Below are 18,251 nucleotides of genomic sequence, written 5' to 3'. Positions count from 1 at the left end.
ACATGTTCGAGCACCTGACCGACCAGCCGGCCGACAAGATCCTGGCGCTGATGAGCGCCTACAAGGCCGATCCGCGCGACGACAAGATCGATCTCGGCGTCGGCGTCTACAAGGACGCCGAGGGCCGCACCCCCATCATGCGCGCGGTCAAGACCGCCGAGGCGCGGCTGCTCGAGACCCAGGAGACCAAGAGCTATACCGCGCTCGCGGGCGATCCGGCCTTCGCCGACGCGATGATCGAACTGGTGCTCGGCGACACGCTGCCGCGCGACCGCGTCGCCGCCGTGGCGACCCCGGGCGGCACCGGCGCGGTGCGTCAGGCCTTCGAGATGATCGGCATGGCCGCGCCCGAAGCCACGATCTGGGTTTCCGATCCGACTTGGCCGAACCACCTGTCGATCCTCAAGCATCTCGATGCCAAGACCCGCAACTACCGCTATTTCGACAGCGAGACCCGCTCGGTCGACATGGCCGGCATGATGGCCGATCTGGCCGAGGCGCAGCCCGGCGACGTGGTGCTGCTGCATGGCTGCTGCCACAACCCGACCGGCGCCAATCCCAGCCCCGAGCAGTGGGACGAGATCGTGGCGACGCTCAAGGCGCGCCACCTCGTGCCGATGATCGACCTCGCCTATCAGGGCTTCGGCGACGGTCTCGACGCCGACGCGGCGGCCACCCGGCTGATCGCGGGCGCGCTCGACGAGGTGATCATCGCCGCGAGCTGCTCGAAGAACTTCGGCATCTACCGCGAGCGTACCGGCATCCTGATGGCGATCGGCCGCGACGTGCCGCAGACCCGGAAGGCGCAAGGCACGCTGGCCTATCTGAACCGGCAGAACTATTCCTTCCCGCCCGATCACGGCGCGCGGGTGGTCACCACGATCCTCACCGATGCCGAGCTGCGCGCCGACTGGCAGGCCGAGCTCGAGGAGGTGCGCACCGGCATGCTGCGGCTGCGCGAGGCGCTCGCCTCCGAGCTCAAGCGCCTGTCGAACTCGGATCGCTTCGACTTTCTGGCCCAGCATCGCGGCATGTTCTCGCGTCTCGGCGCCGCGCCCGAGCAGGTGGCGCGGCTGCGCGACGATCACGGCATCTACATGGTCGGCGACAGCCGCATGAACATCGCCGGTCTCAACGACCGCACCATCCCGGTGCTCGCGCAGGCGATCATCGACGTCGGCGTCTGAGGCGCCACCGCTTCTCTGTACGTTACCGGACGCCGCCCCTCGGGGCGGCGTTTCGCGTTTCCGCCCTGCGTGGCAGGGGAATGGCGGAATCCGCCACTTCCTCACGAATCCGCGAAACTTTTGATCCCGCCCGGTGGTTCTGCCAGCGAAACGGGTCCGAGGCCACGCTTCGGAACCCGCTCAAGCAAACCCAAGGAGGTCGACATGGCCAACACTGGCGAGACGATGGACCAGAAGGCGAAACGGGCGGCCGCCGACGCCAAGAGCGGCGCGGCCGAATTCGCCGATACCGCCCGCGAGCGGGCGCGCGAGATGGCCGATGAAGCCAAGACCCGCGCCTATGATTACGGGCGCGAATACAAGAACGAAGCCGCGAACGAGACGTCGAAGATCGCGGCGGCGCTGCGCAAGGCCGCCGACGACCTGCATGATGGCTCGCCGCAGGAGCGCGTCTTCGCCAAGCTCGCCGATACCGTGGCCGATACCGCCGACGGCATCCGCGACATGGAACTCGACGAGATGGCCTATGCGGTCAATGATTTCGCGCGCCGCAACCAAGCCGCATTTCTCGGTGGCGCGGCGCTGCTCGGCTTCGTCGCGGCCCGCTTCATGAAGGCGTCGGCCCGGCATGACGATCACCGCATCGGCAGCTACGGCGCGAGCGGCGACTATGGCCGGGATGACCGCTATTCGCCCGATGTGACGCCCAATGATTACGATGATGACGATCGGGTCTCGCGCCCGGTGCCGACCTCGTCGCCCACCACCAGCGCCGCGCCGCGTCCCGCGCCCACCGGCACCACGCAGAGCACGGCGCGTCCGGCTGCGACGGGCACCGCCGGCACGACCGGAACCGCCAGCACCGGCGCCACGACCGGCACCGCCGGGACCTCGTCCTCGACCGGCTCGACGGGTCCGACCGGGTCCACCGCGTCGAAGGGTTCCAGCGCTACCGGATCCACCGGCTCGGTCGGCGGCATCGACAAGCCCGATGAAAAGCCCGAGATCCCCGGCGCGCCGCAGCCTGGTACAACGGGAGCGGTAAAGAAATGACCCAAACAGATCCGCACCACGACACCCCCGGGACCGTGCACCGGGTCGAGAGCAAGAGCACCGCGTCGCTGCTGTCGGAGGCGCTGAACCATGTGAGCGGCCTCGTGCGCAAGGAGGTCGATCTGGCCCGCGCCGAGATGTCGCGCGCGGTGAGCCGTGCCGGCATGGGAATCGGCCTCATCGTCGCCGCGGTGATCCTGAGCCTGACCGCGTTGAACGTGCTGGCCGCCGCCTTCGTGGCCTGGCTGGCCGAAACCGGCCTCGGCGCGGGTTGGTCCTCGCTGATCGTCGGCGGCGTGATCCTCGTGATCGCCGCGATCCTCGTGAAGGTGGGCATCAACCGTGTGAAAGCCGTGACCAACGCACCAAAGCGCAGCGCCGAGAGCATCCGCCGCGATGCCGCTGCCGTCAAAGGAGCCATCAATGACTGACCAGACCCGTTCCCCCGAAGAGATCGAGCGCGAGATCGAGACCGAGCGCTCGGAATTGCAGCGCACGATCGACGACCTGCAGGAGCGCCTGTCGCTCGACGGGATCCTGCGCTCCGTGACCGACAGCGTGACCGACAACGCCTCCGATATCGGCCGGACCATCTCGACCACCGTGCAGCGCAACCCGGTGCCGATCGCGCTGGTGGGCGCGGGCCTCGCATGGCTCGCGGTCTCCAATGCCCGCGGCAGCCATGAGGACGAGCGCTATGCCGGCGAGGTCGATTATCGCGGCCAGCGCGACTATGCCCGCTCCGGCCGCCTCGGCGCCGATCCCTACCTGTCGCGCAAATACGGCACCGACAAGATGGACGAGCCGCGCGGCCCTGTGCACGCGACGCCCGAGGATCACGGCGATTCGCCGTGGCACGAGCCCCGCTCGCGCGGCGGCGCCCTGCGCGATCGCGTCAGCGGCGCGATGGGCGGCGCCAAGGGCCGGATCGGCAAGTATCGCGAGCGCGCCCGCGCCCGTGGTGCCTCGATGGGCGCCTCGGCCCGCAGCCTGCGCGAGCGCATCGCCGACGGCACGCATGGCATGTCCGAAGAGGGCAAGAAGCGCGTGATCGCGGCGCGCACCCGGGCCTACGAGGCGCAGGTGAAGGCCGAGTACTACGCCCGTCAGGGACGCGACCGCGCCGCCAGTCTCTACGACCAGCAGCCGCTCCTCGGCGGTCTTCTGGCGATGGCGGCGGGTGCCGCCGTGGCAGCGATGCTGCCGCGCACCCAGCGCGAGGACGAGGCCTTCGGCGCCTATCGTGACGACCTGATGGACGAGGCCTATCGCGTCTACGAAGAAGAGCGGGCGCGCCTGACCGACGTGGCGAAGGCCACCGCCGAGGATGCGCGCCAGCAGGCCGAAGGTCTGGCCCGTACCGTGCAGGAGGACCTCAAGGACGCCGCGACCGACGTGCAGGGCCGGGCCCGCGAGGCGGCCGAGCACGTGGCCGATACCGCGAAGTCCGAAGCCCAGAAGAAGGATGTGGGCGCCAGCGCCCAGGCCGAGGCGGAGAAGGCCCGCCAGAAGGCCGGCGGCCACTGAGCGCGGCCTCCCTCCAAGACGTGAAAAGGCGCCCCGCGGGGCGCCTTTTCCTTTGGCTTCTCCTTGCAGGCGGCCCGGACGCCGAGGCGTCCGGGCCCTGTCCACCTCGGGCCCCCGGGGGAGGTCAGCTCGGGGTGAAGTCGGGATAGGCCTCCATGCCCAGCTCGGCCATGTCGAGCCCGGTGACCTCGGCCTCTTCGCCGACCCGGATGCCCATGACGGCCTTGAGCACCATCCAGACCACGAGGCTGACCACGAAGGTGAAGACACCGACGATGACGATCGGGACGATCTGGCCCGCCAGGGTGGCGTCGGGGTTGGTGAACAGCACCGCGATGGTGCCCCAGATGCCGCAGAACAGGTGCACCGGGATCGCGCCGACCACGTCGTCGATCTTCATGCGGTCGAGCATCGGCACCGCGAAGACCACGATCACGCCGCCCACCGCGCCGATCAGCGTCGCCGCGCCGAGCGTGGGGGTCAGCGGTTCGGCGGTGATCGAGACGAGGCCCGCCAGCGCGCCGTTCAGCACCATGGTGATGTCGGGCTTCTTGTAGAGCAGCTGCGTGAAGACCAGCGCGGCCACCGCACCGCCCGCCGCGGCGGCGTTGGTGTTGGCGAAGATCCGGCCGATATCGGCCACGTCGCCCACCGTGCCCATCGCCAGCTGCGAGGCGCCGTTGAAGCCGAACCAGCCCATCCACAGGATGAAGGTGCCGAGCGTCGCCAGCGCCAGGTTCGAGCCCGGCAGCGGGATCACGCGGCCATCCTTGAACTTGCCCGCCCGGGCGCCCAGCACCAGCGCGCCGGCCAGAGCCGCCCAGCCACCGACCGAGTGCACCACGGTCGAGCCGGCGAAGTCGAGGAAGCCCCACTGGCTGTCGAGGAAGCCGCCGCCCCATTTCCAGCTCGCCTGGATCGGGTAGATCAGGCCGGTCAGCACGATGGTGAAGATCAGGAAGGGCCAGAGCTTGATACGCTCGGCCAGGGTGCCCGAGACGATCGAGGCGGTGGTCGCCGCGAACATCAGCTGGAAGAAGAAATCGCCCGAGGTCGCGGCATAGCCGTAGTCGTCGGCCGCGTCACGGCCGATGCCGACCGCTTCCATCACCGCGACGCCGAAGGCGCCGAGATAGCCGCCGGTCTCATCCGAGCCGATCGACCAGTTGCCCAGCGGATACATCAGGTTGTAGCCGATCAGGTAGTACATGATCCCGGCGAGCGAGAAGAGCGCGACGTTCTTCATGCACTGCATGGCGACGTTCTTGGAGCGCACCAGGCCGGCTTCGAGCATGGCGAAGCCCGCCGCCATCCAGAACACGAGGAAGCCGCCGATCAGGAACAGCAACGTGTTGAGGATGAAGGCGGTGTCGGTCGCGGCGGCGATGCCCGCCTCGATCGCGGCGGGTTCGGCGGCCTCGGCCGCCTCCTGTGCGAAGGCCGGGCCGGCCATCAGGCAGGCAAGCGGCGCAAGCCCGCGAAGCGGGGTTTTCCAGTTGGTCATTCCTTGGTCTCCTGGGAGGGTCGGCTCAGAGCGCGTCGTCGTTGATTTCGCCGGTGCGCACGCGCAGCGCGCTCTCGACGTCCAGCACGAAGATCTTGCCATCGCCGATCTTGTCGGTACGGGCGGTCCTGGCGATGGTCGCCACCACCTGCTCGGCCAGCCCCTCGGGGACCACGATCTCGAGCTTGACCTTCGGCACGAAATTCACGGCGTATTCTGCGCCGCGATAGATCTCGGTGTGACCGGACTGGGAGCCGAAGCCCTTGATCTCGGTCACCATCATGCCGCGCACGCCCTGCGAGGTCAGCGCCTCGCGCACCTCCTCGAGCTTGAACGGCTTGATCGTTGCGATGATGAGTTTCACGTCGGTCCCCTTGTGGCGTCTCGGTTCGACTGCCCTCAACAGCCCCGCATCTTGCCTTGGGGGCAAGCTTCGGCGCGGCTGTTAAATGCCCCGCACCGGGCAGGATGCACAATTTTTGCACAATGGCGGATAACTGCTCGATTCGTGGGCGGCATAAAAAAGCCGACATCGCAAAACCGGGCTGCTCAACATTCCGCTGCGATGCGGCTATGGTGGCGCCAATCATAACGGACAGGCATCGGCAGATGAGCGCGAGCAACGGCAGGAAACCGCCCCTAACTGCGGAGCGGCGCTACGGCGCGGGCGGCGGCAAGGGTGGTGGCAAGGGAAGCGGCGGCGGCAACAGGCCCGGCGCGGCAAAGCCCGCAACGCCCGCCGCCAAGACACGCCGTCGCGCCGCCAAGCCCGCCAAGGCGAGGCCGCGCGGCCCGCTGGGCTGGCTCTCGGCGCTGGTGTCGGGGCTCGTACGCTTCGTGATGCGGGTGATCTGGGGCATCGGTTGGCGCGTCGCCGTGGCGCTGAGCCTCGTGGTGGGTCTCGGCGTCGCCTATTACGCGGCGCAACTGCCCCCGGTCACCAACCTCGTCGATGGCCGCGCCCGCGGATCGGTGACGCTGCTGGACCGCGATGGCGCGACCTTCGCCTGGCGCGGCGACCAGTTCGGCGGCATGGTTACCGCCGACACCATCAGCCAGCATCTGCGCAACGCCGTGGTCGCGACCGAGGATCGCCGCTTCTGGTGGCATCCGGGCATCGACCCGCAGGGCATCGCCTCGGCGGTCCGCATCAACCTCTCCGAAGGGCGCGGCCCGCTCTCGGGCAATGGTGGCTCGACCATCACCCAGCAGACCGCGAAGCTCTTGTGCCTCGGCAAGCCCTTCGACCCGGAGGTCTGGAAGAACGAGAGCGAATACGAGGCCGACTGCCGTCGCACCACGCTGTGGCGCAAAGTGCAGGAGGCGGTCTACGCGATGGCGATGGAGGCGCGCTATACCAAGGAGGAGATCCTGACGATCTACCTCAACCGCGCCTATCTCGGCGCCGGCACGCGCGGCTTCGAAGCCGCCTCGCAGCGCTATTTCGGCAAGCCCGCCGCGCAGGTGAACCCGGCCGAGGCGGCGATGCTGGCGGGGCTTCTGAAGGCGCCCACCACCTACGCCCCCACCAACAATCTCGGCCGCAGTCAGAGCCGCGCCAACGTCATCGTCGGGCTGATGCAGGAGCAGGGCTATCTCACAGCCGCCGAGGCCGAGGCGGCCCGCGCCAACCCCGCCACGCTCTCGGCCACCGCGCAGCAGGATCAGGGCGGTTATTTCGCGGACTGGGTGATGGATACCGGGCCCGAATTCTTCACCCGCGACACCACCGAGGACGTGGTGATCCGCACCACGCTCGACCCGCGCATCCAGACCGCCGCCGAAAAGGCGCTGCTGCAGGTGTTCGAGGAACGGGTCAGCCCCGGCTCCGAGGCGCAGGCCGCGATCGTGGTGATGAGCGCCGACGGCGCGGTACGAGCCATGGTCGGCGGCCGCAACGTCAGCGCCTCGGGCGCCTTCAACCGCGCCACGCAGGCGCTGCGCCAGACCGGTTCGTCCTTCAAGCCGTTCATCTACGCCGCCGCGCTCGATCTCGGGATGCAGCCCTACGATCTGGTGGATGACAGCCCGTTGACCATGAACATCCCCGGATCGGGGTCGTGGTCGCCCGAGAACTACGACCGCAAATATGACGGCATGGTCACCCTGACCGAGGCCCTGGCCGAGAGCCGCAACATCCCGGCCGTGAAGGTTTCCGAGCAGGCCGGCCGCGAGAACGTGCGCACGGTGGCCTCGATGTTCGGCATCGACAGCGACCTCGCCGCCGGACCGGCGCTGGCGCTGGGCGTGTCGGAGAGCACGCTTCTCGAGATGACCGGAGCCTATGCGGGCATCCTCAACGGCGGCTCGTCGGTGACGCCCTACGGCCTCGTGGAACTGCGGCTCAAGGGCGACGACACGCCTTTAATGGGCACTGGCGGTGGCATCGGCGAACGGGTGATCAGCCAGGACGCCGCCGAAAAGCTCACCTGGATGATGAGCCGCGTCGTGGCCGAGGGCACCGGGTCCCGCGCCCAGATCGACGGGTGGGAGATCGCGGGCAAGACCGGCACCACCCAAGGCGCGCGTGACGCCTGGTTCGTGGGTTTCGCGGGCGATTACGTCGCCGGCGTCTGGATGGGCTATGACGACAACCGACCGCTTTCGGGCGTCACCGGCGGCGGCCTGCCCGCCACGATCTGGCGCGAGACCATGGTCCGCGTGCTCGAGGGCCAGCCGGTGAAACCGCTGCCGATGCGGGTGCCCGAACTCAGCCAGGCCACCGGCGCCATCGCCGATAGCGGCAATGTCTCGCCCTCGAACGGGCAGGCCAGCGATCCCGAGACAGATCGGCTGCTGAGGGAAATGCTCGGCACGCCCGAGGGCCAGCAGCAGCCTCAACCACAGCCGCAGCCGACGGGCGAGGCCTCCGGTAGCCGCGAGCGGATGATTCTCGACGTGCTGACCAACATTCTCGGCGCGGCCACGAACTAGATCAGTTCGGCTCCCCCGCGCCGATGGCGCGGGCCGATGTGCCGCCCCTGGCATCCGGCCCGCCTTCGTCCTCTTCCCCGTTTTCCTCGGGCGACGCCTTGTCCTCATCGGAGGGCGGGGCACCGGCTTCGGGGGCGGTCGCGCCCCCTGCCGGTCCGGGCAAGGCTGTGACGGCCGGCACTTCAACCTTGGGCAACTCGATCCGCGGCAGTTCGACCACGGGCAGCACCACGCGGGGTGGCGGCAACCCGTCGCCCCCGCCCTCGGCCTCCGCCTCGATCTCCGCGCCCGTTTCAGCGGTTTGCTGCGCCTCCTGCGCCTCGGCCGTGCAGCGCTCGTAGCGGAAGGCATAGCCGTCCCAAAGCATGATCAGGCCGTCATCCTCTGCCGCGCGCATCAGCAGCGCCCGCTCACTCCATCGGGTATCGCCTGCGCTGCACTCCATCGTGTAGAGGGTGGCATCCATGTCGACCACATCGACCGGGCGCGTCATCCGGCACTCGCTGTCGATCCCTTCGAACAGACCGTCAGCGATCCGCAGCGCTCCGCCTTCCTCGCCTATCTTGGTGCAATCGGCATCCCGGCTGAGCCGGTAGGTGCCGTCATAGGGCGCGGCTGCCGCACCGCCGGCCAAGAGCGTCGCCAGTGCCAAGCCACCGATCCAGCGGCTGTTTTTCATGAAGTCATCGGACATGGAGTGAAAGCTAGCGGCAAGAATCCGCAGGTCCAGAAGTCGTTGCAAGACAATCGCTGCAGCCTTGATCGCAACATGCTACCCAGCTTGCCGCGTTTGCTCTACTAAGGGTGACGTAGCGGACCTACGGGGAAATGAGGCCGAGATGACACATGATGCAGGCGCCGTGGGCGCCGCAGAACTCCGCGCTGCGCGCAACCAGAGCCTATGGCTGTTCTGGGCCGTGGCGATCTTCAGCCTGATCGTCAACGTGCTGATGTTGACCGGTCCGCTCTACATGCTCAACGTCTATGACCGGGTATTGGGTTCCCGCTCGGTCGCGACCTTGGTGGCATTGTCGGTGCTGGTGGTGTTCCTCTACGCGATGATGGGGCTTCTGGACATGGTGCGCGGCCGGGTGATGAACCGGATCGCGGCGCGATTCCAGGCCCGGCTCGACCAGCGCGTCTTTTCCGCGGCGTTGCGCGCCAGTTCCGGTCAGAAAGCCCGCGCCGAGGCCGCCACCGCCCAGCGCGATCTGGAATCGATCCAGCGCTTGATCGCGTCGCCGGCCTTGATGGCCAGCTTCGATCTGCCATTCGCGCCGCTGTTCTTCCTCGGCATCTTCATCTTCCATCCGATTCTGGGCTTCCTCGGTCTGGCAGGCGCAGCGGTGCTGATCGTGATGGCGCTCGCCAACCAGCTGATGACCCGCAAGCAGTTGGAGGAGGCCAACGCCACCTCCTTCCGTTCCGAACAGCTCGGCACCCAGATCCGTCAGGACAGCGACATGGTGCAGGCGCTGGGCATGCGCGGCGCCGCTTTCGGGCGCTGGAACGAGGCGCGTTCGCGCTCACTGACCGCCTCGATCGACGCCACCGATACCGGTGGTGGCTTCTCCGCCGTGATCAAGGCGTTCCGGCTTTTGCTGCAATCCGCGATGCTGGGCCTCGGCGCCTATCTGGTGCTGCAGGGCGAGATGACCCCCGGCGCCATGATCGCGGGTTCGATCCTGCTCGGTCGCGCGCTGGCGCCGATCGAGATGATCGTCAACCAGTGGCCCTCGTTCCAGCGCGCCCGCGAGGGCTGGCACCGGCTCGCCGTGCTGCTGGGTGAGGTTCGTCCCGAAGAGCCTCGCACCACCCTGCCTCGCCCCCGAGCCCGCATCTCCTGCGAGCAGGTCACCGTGCTGCCGCCCGGCGAGAGCCAGGCCGCGTTGCGGATGGTGAGCTTCGTCGTGGAGCCGGGTCAGGCGGTCGGCGTGATCGGCCCGTCCGGTGCCGGCAAATCGACGCTGGCGCGCGCCGTGACCGGCCTGTGGCGCCCCGCTGCCGGAAAGATCCGCCTCGATGGCGCCAGCCTCGACCAGTACGACCCCGACGTTCTGGGCAGCTATGTGGGCTACCTGCCGCAGCAGGTCACCCTGTTCGACGGCACCATCAAGGAAAACATCGCGCGGATGTCGCGCACCCCGGATGACGCGGAGGTGGTGCGCGCCGCCAAGGCCGCGGCCGCGCACGAAATGATCCTCAAGCTGCCGGATGGCTACGACACCCCTGTCTCCTCCAAGGGCGGCCGCCTCTCCGGCGGCCAGATCCAGCGTATCGGTCTGGCCCGCGCGCTCTATGGCGACCCGGTCTTCCTGGTGCTCGACGAGCCGAACTCCAACCTCGACAACGCTGGCAGCACCGCGCTGAACCAGGCGATCCGCGACGCCAAGGAGGCCGGGAAATGCGTGCTGATCATGGCGCACCGTCCCGCCGCGATCGCCGAATGCGATCTGATCCTGATGATCGAGGGTGGCGGCCGGCGGGCCTTTGGCCCCAAGGATGAGGTGTTGCGCGAAATGGTGCAGAATCATCGTGAAATCGCTGCCTCCGGCGGCAAGGGCGGAGGCGTCTCGTGAACCGCAAACCCCTTTCTCCCGCGGGCGGCCCGTCGGCCTGGTCGGCGGCACGGCCCTTGATCGTGGGCTTTCTCGCCCTCGCCGTGCTGCTCGGCGGCTTCGGCACTTGGGCCGCGATGAGCCAGATCTCCGGGGCCGTGGTGGCGTCGGGCCGGGTCGAGGTCGATCAGAACCGGCAGGTCGTGCAGCATCCCGATGGCGGCGTGGTCGAGGAGATCCTCGTCGACGAGGGCGACGAAGTGGAGGCGGGCGACCTGCTGATCCGGCTCGACCCCGAGGAGATCCGCAGCGAACTGGCCGTTGTCGAAGGCCAATTGCTCGAAGTGCTGGCCCGCCGGGCCCGGCTCGAGGCCGAGCGCGACAACACCCAGGAGCTGAACTTCGACCCTCTGCTTCTGGAGACCGACAACGAGGTCGCGCCCGAACTGATGGAGGGTCAGCGTCGGCTGATCGAGGCGCAACTCGAAAGCGAGCAGCAGCAGGCCGACCAGCTGGCCCGCCAGCGCGAGCAGATCGCCGACCAGATCGTCGGGCTCGAATCCCAGCAGACCGCCGTGGCCAAGCAGCTCGAGATCGTCGAGAAGGAGCTGGCGGACCAGCAATCCCTGCTCGATCGCGGCCTAGCCCAGGCCCAGCGGGTGCTGGCGCTGCAGCGCGAGCAGGCCAACCTGCTCGGACGCGAAGGCGAGCTGAAGGCCTCGACGGCGCAGGCCGGTGGGCGCATCGCCGAGATCGAGATCGAGATCCTGAAGCTGGCCTCGACCCGGCGACAGGAGGCGATCAGCCAGCTGCGCGATCTGCAGTTCAACGAGATCGAACTGTCGAACCGCCGCCGCGCGCTGCTCACCCAGCTCGACCGCCTCGACATCCGCGCCCCGGTCGGGGGCATCGTCTACGGCCTCACGGTCTTCACCCCCCGATCGGTGATCCGCGCCGCCGAGCCGATCATGTACATCGTGCCGCAGGACCGGCCGCTGGTCATCGCCACTCAGGTGCAGCCCACCGATATCGACCAGCTGTTTCTGGGCCAGGATGTCAGCCTGCGCCTGCCCGCCTTCGACCAGCGCCGCACCCCGGAGCTGACCGGCGAGGTGGTGCAGATCTCGGCCGACGCCTTCCAGGACGAGGGTCAGGCCATCTCCTACTACCGCGCCGAGATCCGGTTGCCGGAGGGCGAGATGGACAAGCTGCCCCAGGACATGACCCTGATCCCCGGCATGCCGGTCGAGGCCTTCATCCGGACCAGCGACCGCACGCCATTGGCCTATCTGGTCAAGCCGCTGGCCGATTACTTCGCCCGCGCCTTCCGCGAGGGCTGAGCCGACGTTGCCCTTGGGTCCGGCGCGAGCTAGCTTGCGCCGGACCAAACACCCGGAGGGACATCATGGGCATCGCCGCGAACATCGACACGAAACTGGCCGAGATGGGGCTCGCGCTTCCCGAGGCGCCGAAGCCCGCGGCCAATTACGAGCCCTTCGTGATCCATGACGGGCTGCTGCATGTGTCGGGCCAGATTTCGGCCGGACCGGACGGGCTCATCACCGGCCGCCTCGGCGACAACATGACCACCGAAGAGGGCGCCAAGGCCGCCCGCGCCTGCGCGCTGAGCCTGCTGGCCCAGGCCCGCGCCGCCTGCGACGGCGATCTCGACCGCGTCGCGCGTCTGGTGAAGCTGACCGGCTTCGTCGCCTGCACCCCCGATTTCACCGAGCAGCCCAAGGTGATCAACGGCGCCTCCGACCTGATGGCCGAGCTCTTGGGCGAGGCCGGCCGCCATGCCCGCGCCGCCGTCGGCGTGGCCGCGCTGCCGCTCGGCGTCGCGGTCGAGGTCGAAGCCGTCTTCGCCCTCGCATGAGCCGCACCGCCCCGGCGCTGCCGCAGGGCTTTCTCGACCGGCCCATCGCGCATCGCGCCTTTCACGGCGCGGGGCGCCCCGAGAACTCGGCGAGCGCGATCCGCGCCGCGATCGAGGCGGGCTATGGCATCGAGATCGACGTGCGCGCCTCGCATGACGGCGCGGCCATGGTGATCCACGATGCCGCGCTCGACCGGCTGACCCGCGAACGCGGGCTGGTCGCGTCGCGCGATGCCGCGGCGCTGCAGGCGCTCCAGCTGATCGGCAGCGCCGACACCATCCCCACCCTCGAACAGGTGCTCGACCTCATTGCCGGCCAAGTGCCGCTGCTGATCGAGATCAAGGATCACGACTACACGCTCGGCCCCAATGTCGGCGTGGTCGAACCTGCCGTGGCCCGGGCGCTCGAAGGCTATGCGGGCCCCGTCGCGGTGATGTCGTTCAACCCGCACGCGGTGTCCGAGATGGCCCGCCTCGCCCCCGACCTGCCGCGCGGGCTCGTCACCTGCGCCTTCGAGCCCGAGGACTGGCCCGACCTGCCGGCGCGTACCGCCGCGCGGCTGCGCGAGATCCCCGATTACGACAATCTCGGCGCCAGCTTCATCAGCCACGAGGTGCGCGATCTCGACCGGCCGCGCGTCGCCGAACTGCAGGCGCAGGGTGCGAAGATCCTGTGCTGGACGACCCGCTCCCCCGAGGAGGAGGCCGCGGCGCGGCGCATTGCCGACAACGTGACCTTCGAGGGCTACCTTCCGGGGCCCGCCACCGCTTGACCCGACGCCCCGGGGGGCCAACTCTGCGGCCATGAGCCAGACAGACACGGACCCCGAGGCGGTGGTCGAGATCACCGCCCATGCGCGCCTGCGCGACATCGCCGCCGCCGAATGGGATGGCTGTGCCTGCCCCGAGGCGGCGACGGGCCGTCCGCGCGATCCCTTCACCACGCATCGCTTTCTCTCGGCGCTCGAGGAGAGCGGCTCGGTCGGACCCGGCACCGGCTGGCAGCCGCATTACATCACCGCCCGGCGCGGCGGCGAGCTGATCGGCTGCGCGCCGCTCTACGCCAAGGGCCACAGCCAAGGCGAATACGTGTTCGACCACGCCTGGGCCGACGCCTATGAGCGCGCGGGCGGCGATTACTATCCGAAGCTCCAGATCGCGGTGCCCTTCACCCCGGTGACGGGGCGGCGTTTCCTTACCAAGCCGGGCTTCGAGGCCGAAGGCATGGCGGCGCTGCTGCAAGGCGCGGTGCAGCTCGCGGCCAACAACAACCTGTCGTCGCTGCATGCCACATTCTGCACCGAGGCCGAGGCCATGGCCGGCGAACAGATGGGGCTGATGCGCCGCACCGGACAGCAGTTCCACTGGATCGACGAGGGCTATGGCGATTTCGCGTGCTTTCTGGCGGCGCTCTCCTCGCGCAAGCGCAAGACCATCCGCAAGGAGCGGGAGGGCGCAATGGCGGCGGGTCTGCGGATCGAGCACCTGACCGGCGCGGATCTGAAACCGCATCACTGGGACGCGGTCTGGGCCTTTTATCAGGACACCGGGCGGCGCAAATGGGGCTCGCCCTACCTCAGCCGCGCCTTCTTCGAGATCGCGCACGAGACCCTGCGCGACGACATGCTGCTGATCCTCGCCTCCGACGGCGACCGGCCGGTGGCCGGCGCGCTGAACCTGATCGGGCGCGACACGCTGTTCGGTCGCTACTGGGGCGCGCTCGAACACCATCCCTTCCTGCATTTCGAGCTGTGCTACTATCAGGCCATCGACTGGGCGCTGGCGCATGGCCTGCCCCGGGTCGAGGCCGGCGCGCAGGGCGAGCACAAGCTGGCGCGCGGCTATCTGCCGGTGGCGACGCATTCGCTGCACTGGATCGCCGATGCGGGGTTTCGCGACGCGGTGGCGCGCTACCTCGAGGCCGAACGCGCGGCGGTGGATGAGGAGATCGAGGTGCTGACGGGCTACGGCCCGTTCCGGCGCACCCGGATGGAGGATCAGGAATGACCGAGACGCTCGACGAGGCGGGTCGCAAGACGCTGAAGGCCGCGGGCTGGACCCCGGAACCGGATCGCGACGCGGTCACCAAGACCTTTCGCTTCAAGAACTTCGTCGAGGCCTTCGGCTTCATGACCCGGGCCGCGCTCTGGGCCGAGAAGCTGAACCACCATCCCGAGTGGAGCAACGTCTACCGGACCGTGACCGTCACGCTCACCACCCATGACGCGGGCGGGCTGACCGAACTCGACGCCAAGCTCGCTTCCAAGATGGACAAGCTGGCGGAGGGCTGAGCGGCCCCCACATGCGCAGCGTAAGCGAGCCGCCGTTTCGGGCGGCCCCGCGCCTCGGCCAGCCGACCCGAGGCGCGGGCTGCCGGACGCGTATCGAAGAAGCGCAAGGAAAGAAGGCCTTTTCCCATTAGGGATCAGAGCGCCTCGACCATGCTCTCGCCACCCGAGATGTCGCAGGTGCCGGTACCCTCCTCGGGGTGCCAGACCTTGACCACCCCATCCTCGGCCATCAGGGCGAACCGCTTGCAGCGGCGGATGAAGCCGCGATCGGGGTTGGAGAACTCCATGCCAATCGCCGAGACCCAGTCGCAGCCCGGATCGCCCAGCAAGGTGATCCCCGCCGCCGTGGCACCGGTGGCCTCGCCCCAGGCCTTCATCACGAAGGGATCGTTGACGGAGATGCACAGCACCTCGTCGATCCCCTTGGCCCTCAGCGCCTCCATCGAGCGGATGAAGCTCGGCACATGCGCGGTCGAGCAGGTCCCCGTAAAGGCGCCGGGCAGGCCGAAGATCACGACGCGGCGACCCTTCAGGATCTCGTCCAGCCTCACCTTCTCCGGGCCATCCGGACCCATCCGCAGCAGATCCGCCCCCGGCAGCCTGTCTCCCAGCCCGATCGTCATGCCTCTCTCCCTTTCGCGATTGCGGTCAGGTCCCAGCGATATAGGTTGCCGCAGGTCAGCGGAAGAAGGAGCGCGCCCATGTCCCATTTCGTCGTGATCGGGGCCGGACAGGCCGGTGCCGCCCTCGTGGGCAAGCTGCGCGCCGAGGGCTTCGATGGCCGCATCACGCTGGTCGGCGCCGAGACCGCGCCGCCCTACCAGCGGCCGCCGCTCTCCAAGGCCTATCTGCTCGGCGAGATGCAGAAGGAGCGGCTCTTCCTGCGTCCCGAAAGCTGGTACGGCGAACACGGCGTCGATCTGCGGCTGGGGGCGACGGCGACGGTGCTCGACACCACCGCCCGCAGCGTGACGCTCTCGGATGGCGAAACGCTCGCCTATGACCGGCTGGCGCTGTGTACCGGGGCGCATCCCCGCCGCCTGCCCGCCGCGATCGGCGGCGATCTCGCGGGCGTCTTCACCATGCGCGATCTCGCCGATGCCGACAGGCTGGCGCCGGAACTGGTCGAGGGGCGCCGCCTGCTCGTCGTCGGCGGTGGTTATATCGGGCTCGAAGCGGCGGCGGTGGCCGCCAAGCGCGGGCTCGAGGTCACGGTGATCGAGCAGGCCGAGCGGATCCTGCAGCGCGTGGCGGCGCCCGAGACCGCCGGATATTTCCGCGACCTGCATCGCCGCCACGGCGTCGAGATCCGCGAGAGCTGCGGTCTCGAGACGCTTCTGGGCAAGACGCGCGTGACCGGCGCCCGGCTCACCGACGGGACCGAGATCGCCTGCGACTTTGCCGTCATCGGCGTCGGCGTGGCGCCGGGCACGTCCCTGGCCGAGCCTGCGGGCCTCGCGGTCGAGAACGGCATTCGCTGCGACATCCATTGCCGGACCTCGGACGAACATGTCTGGGCCGCCGGCGACTGCGCCTCGCTGCTCTGGGGCGACATGCGCATCCGGCTGGAAAGCGTCGGCAACGCCATCGACATGGCCGAGACGGCGGCGCTGAACATGCTGGGGCGCGGCGTCGAATACCGGCCCCGCCCCTGGTTCTGGTCGGACCAGTTCGACGTGAAGCTGCAGATCGCCGGGCTCAACGCCGGCTGGGACGCGGTTCATGTCCGGCCCGGCGAAAGCCCCGCGCAATGCTCGCACTGGTATTATCGGGGTGATCGGCTCATCGCTGTGGACGCGATGAACGACAGCCGCGCCTACATGGTCGGCAAGCGGCTGATCGAGGCGGGCAAGTCGCCCGACCCGGCGCGGGCCACCGACCCGGCTGTCGAGCTGAAGGCGCTGTTGAAATGAGGATCATCGCCGGCAGCCATCGCGGCACCGCCCTCGCCGCGCTCGGCAAGGGCGATGCGGGCGCGCATCTGCGCCCCACCGCCGACCGGGTGCGCGAAAGCCTGTTCAACGCGCTGATGGGCGGCCGCTACGGCGATCCGATCACCGGGGCCCGCGTGCTCGATCTCTTTGCCGGCACCGGCGCGCTGGGGCTGGAGGCGTTGTCGCGCGGCGCGTCCCACGTCACCTTCGTCGATGACGGGCGCGTCTCGGGGCGGCTGATCCGCGAGAACGTCGCCAAGCTGCGCGTCGCGGACCGGGTGACGCATCTGAAATGCGATGCCACCCGCCTGCCCCCCACCGATACCCCGGCGGGGCTCGTCTTTCTCGATCCTCCCTATGGCAAGGGCCTCGGCGCGCGCGCCCTCGCTGCGGCCCTCTCGGGCGGCTGGATCGATGCCGGCGCGCTGATCGTGTGGGAGGAAAGCGCGCCGCAGCCCGCGCCCGAGGGGTTCGCCCCCCTCGATACGCGCCGCTACGGCGACACCCATGTCACGCTGCTGGAGCGGCTCTAGATATCCCAGGTGGGATGAAACCGGTCGGCCGGCGACAGGGTGAAGATCTCGTTGCCCTGCGCGGTGATGCCGATCGAATGCTCGAACTGCGCCGAAAGCGACTTGTCGCGGGTGACGGCGGTCCAGTCGTCGCCCAGCACCTTGGTCTCGGGGCGGCCCAGATTGACCATCGGCTCGATGGTGAAGAACATGCCCTCCTCGAGCACCGGCCCGGTGCCGGGGCGGCCGTAATGCAGCACGTTGGGCGGCGCGTGGAACACCCGGCCCAGCCCGTGGCCGCAGAAATCGCGCACCACCGACATGCGATTCTCCTCGACATAGGACTGGATCGCATGGCCGATATCGCCGAAGGTGTTGCCCGGCTTCGCGGCCTCGATGCCGCGCATCAGAGCGTCATGGGTAACCTGAATCAGCCGCTCGGCCTTGCGCCCGAGCTTGCCCGCCACGTACATCCGGCTGGTATCGCCGTACCAGCCATCGACGATGACGGTGACATCGACATTGAGGATGTCGCCGTCCTTGAGCTTCTTGTCGCCGGGAATTCCGTGGCAGACCACGTGGTTGACCGAGATGCAGCTGGCGTGCTGGTAGCCCTTGTAGCCGATCGTCGCGCTTTCGGCACCGGCCTGCTTGATCAGGTCGGTGATGAGACGGTCGATCTCAGAGGTGCGCTGGCCCACGACGACATGCTCGGCGATGTCGTCGAGGATCGAGGCGGCAAGCCGCCCGGCCCGGTTCATCCCCGCGAAATCCGCGAGATCATGGATGCGGATGCCGTCGCGCGTGAGGCGGCCCTTGCGTTCGTCAGCGGCGGTCTCGTCCAATGTGTCACCTCTTTCCCTTTGCCCTTGAAA

At 68.7% G+C, this 18,251-nt stretch carries 18 protein-coding genes; 13 read left to right on the top strand and 5 right to left on the bottom strand.

Annotation, left to right across the window (positions count from 1 at the left end; translation table 11 throughout):
* Positions 1-2: 2 nt before the first annotated feature.
* The 4 genes from O4G76_RS11675 (at position 3) to O4G76_RS11660 (ending at position 3,767) form a co-directional block, all read left to right on the top strand.
* Positions 3-1,187 carry an amino acid aminotransferase gene (locus tag O4G76_RS11675; protein WP_269397487.1) on the top strand — a complete coding sequence of 395 codons (1,185 nt, stop codon included), beginning with the start codon at positions 3-5 and terminating at the stop codon, positions 1,185-1,187.
* Positions 1,188-1,391: 204 nt separating this feature from the next.
* Entirely contained in the window at positions 1,392-2,240 is an 849-nt protein-coding gene (locus O4G76_RS11670) for a hypothetical protein (RefSeq protein WP_269397486.1), read from the top strand.
* Positions 2,237-2,671 carry a phage holin family protein gene (locus tag O4G76_RS11665; RefSeq protein ID WP_269397485.1) on the top strand — a complete coding sequence of 145 codons (435 nt, stop codon included), beginning with the start codon at positions 2,237-2,239 and terminating at the stop codon, positions 2,669-2,671. The genes O4G76_RS11670 and O4G76_RS11665 overlap by 4 nt, the downstream gene beginning before the upstream one ends.
* Entirely contained in the window at positions 2,664-3,767 is a 1,104-nt protein-coding gene (locus O4G76_RS11660; protein WP_269397484.1) for a DUF3618 domain-containing protein, read from the top strand. Before O4G76_RS11665 ends, O4G76_RS11660 begins: the two co-directional genes overlap by 8 nt.
* A gap of 124 nt (positions 3,768-3,891) precedes the next feature.
* Here O4G76_RS11660 and O4G76_RS11655 read toward each other — a convergent pair whose 3' ends face one another.
* Both O4G76_RS11655 and O4G76_RS11650 read right to left on the bottom strand, forming a co-directional pair.
* Positions 3,892-5,271, bottom strand: a complete 1,380-nt coding sequence (locus tag O4G76_RS11655) for an ammonium transporter (RefSeq protein WP_269397483.1) — start codon at positions 5,269-5,271, stop codon at positions 3,892-3,894.
* A gap of 25 nt (positions 5,272-5,296) precedes the next feature.
* Positions 5,297-5,635: a P-II family nitrogen regulator gene (locus tag O4G76_RS11650; RefSeq protein WP_085895393.1), complete on the bottom strand. Its 339-nt coding sequence runs from the start codon at positions 5,633-5,635 to the stop codon at positions 5,297-5,299.
* Positions 5,636-5,880: 245 nt separating this feature from the next.
* Here O4G76_RS11650 and O4G76_RS11645 point away from each other — a divergent pair, with 245 nt between their 5' ends.
* Positions 5,881-8,205 (top strand): transglycosylase domain-containing protein, encoded by a 2,325-nt coding sequence (locus tag O4G76_RS11645; RefSeq protein ID WP_269397482.1) that lies wholly within the window; start codon positions 5,881-5,883, stop codon positions 8,203-8,205.
* 1 nt (position 8,206) lies between these two features.
* Here O4G76_RS11645 and O4G76_RS11640 read toward each other — a convergent pair whose 3' ends face one another.
* Positions 8,207-8,884 (bottom strand): hypothetical protein, encoded by a 678-nt coding sequence (locus O4G76_RS11640; RefSeq protein WP_269397481.1) that lies wholly within the window; start codon positions 8,882-8,884, stop codon positions 8,207-8,209.
* A 160-nt stretch (positions 8,885-9,044) separates the two neighbouring features.
* Between O4G76_RS11640 and O4G76_RS11635 the strand changes: the two genes are divergently transcribed.
* The 6 genes from O4G76_RS11635 (at position 9,045) to O4G76_RS11610 (ending at position 14,930) form a co-directional block, all read left to right on the top strand.
* On the top strand, positions 9,045-10,784 hold the full coding sequence (locus O4G76_RS11635) for a type I secretion system permease/ATPase (protein WP_269397480.1): 1,740 nt from the start codon (positions 9,045-9,047) through the stop codon (positions 10,782-10,784).
* Positions 10,781-12,103, top strand: coding sequence for an HlyD family type I secretion periplasmic adaptor subunit (locus tag O4G76_RS11630; protein WP_269397479.1), 1,323 nt, complete (start codon positions 10,781-10,783; stop codon positions 12,101-12,103). Before O4G76_RS11635 ends, O4G76_RS11630 begins: the two co-directional genes overlap by 4 nt.
* Positions 12,104-12,168: 65 nt before the next feature.
* Positions 12,169-12,639 (top strand): RidA family protein, encoded by a 471-nt coding sequence (locus O4G76_RS11625; protein ID WP_269397478.1) that lies wholly within the window; start codon positions 12,169-12,171, stop codon positions 12,637-12,639.
* Complete coding sequence (locus tag O4G76_RS11620) at positions 12,636-13,412, top strand: glycerophosphodiester phosphodiesterase family protein (protein WP_269397477.1); 777 nt, start codon at positions 12,636-12,638, stop codon at positions 13,410-13,412. Before O4G76_RS11625 ends, O4G76_RS11620 begins: the two co-directional genes overlap by 4 nt.
* A 31-nt stretch (positions 13,413-13,443) precedes the next feature.
* Positions 13,444-14,646, top strand: a complete 1,203-nt coding sequence (locus tag O4G76_RS11615) for a GNAT family N-acetyltransferase (protein WP_269397476.1) — start codon at positions 13,444-13,446, stop codon at positions 14,644-14,646.
* A complete protein-coding gene (locus O4G76_RS11610) occupies positions 14,643-14,930 on the top strand; it encodes a 4a-hydroxytetrahydrobiopterin dehydratase (RefSeq protein ID WP_085895386.1) in 288 nt (95 codons plus the stop codon). The genes O4G76_RS11615 and O4G76_RS11610 overlap by 4 nt, the downstream gene beginning before the upstream one ends.
* 134 nt (positions 14,931-15,064) lie before the next feature.
* Here the strand turns inward: O4G76_RS11610 and O4G76_RS11605 are convergent, their stop codons facing one another.
* Positions 15,065-15,553: a peroxiredoxin gene (locus O4G76_RS11605; protein WP_269397475.1), complete on the bottom strand. Its 489-nt coding sequence runs from the start codon at positions 15,551-15,553 to the stop codon at positions 15,065-15,067.
* 78 nt (positions 15,554-15,631) lie between these two features.
* Between O4G76_RS11605 and O4G76_RS11600 the strand changes: the two genes are divergently transcribed.
* A complete protein-coding gene (locus tag O4G76_RS11600) occupies positions 15,632-16,843 on the top strand; it encodes an NAD(P)/FAD-dependent oxidoreductase (protein ID WP_269397474.1) in 1,212 nt (403 codons plus the stop codon).
* Positions 16,840-17,397 (top strand): 16S rRNA (guanine(966)-N(2))-methyltransferase RsmD, encoded by a 558-nt coding sequence (gene rsmD / locus O4G76_RS11595; protein WP_269397473.1) that lies wholly within the window; start codon positions 16,840-16,842, stop codon positions 17,395-17,397. Before O4G76_RS11600 ends, rsmD begins: the two co-directional genes overlap by 4 nt.
* Here rsmD and map read toward each other — a convergent pair.
* Entirely contained in the window at positions 17,394-18,221 is an 828-nt protein-coding gene (gene map / locus O4G76_RS11590) for a type I methionyl aminopeptidase (RefSeq protein WP_085895382.1), read from the bottom strand. The genes rsmD and map overlap by 4 nt on opposite strands.
* Between the last annotated feature and the right edge of the window lie 30 nt (positions 18,222-18,251).

The organism is Limimaricola sp. G21655-S1 (assembly GCF_027213785.1).
Lineage (GTDB): Bacteria > Pseudomonadota > Alphaproteobacteria > Rhodobacterales > Rhodobacteraceae > Limimaricola.
The sequence above is the reverse complement of the archived record's forward strand: the minus strand, read 5'-3'. Positions and strand labels throughout refer to the sequence as shown.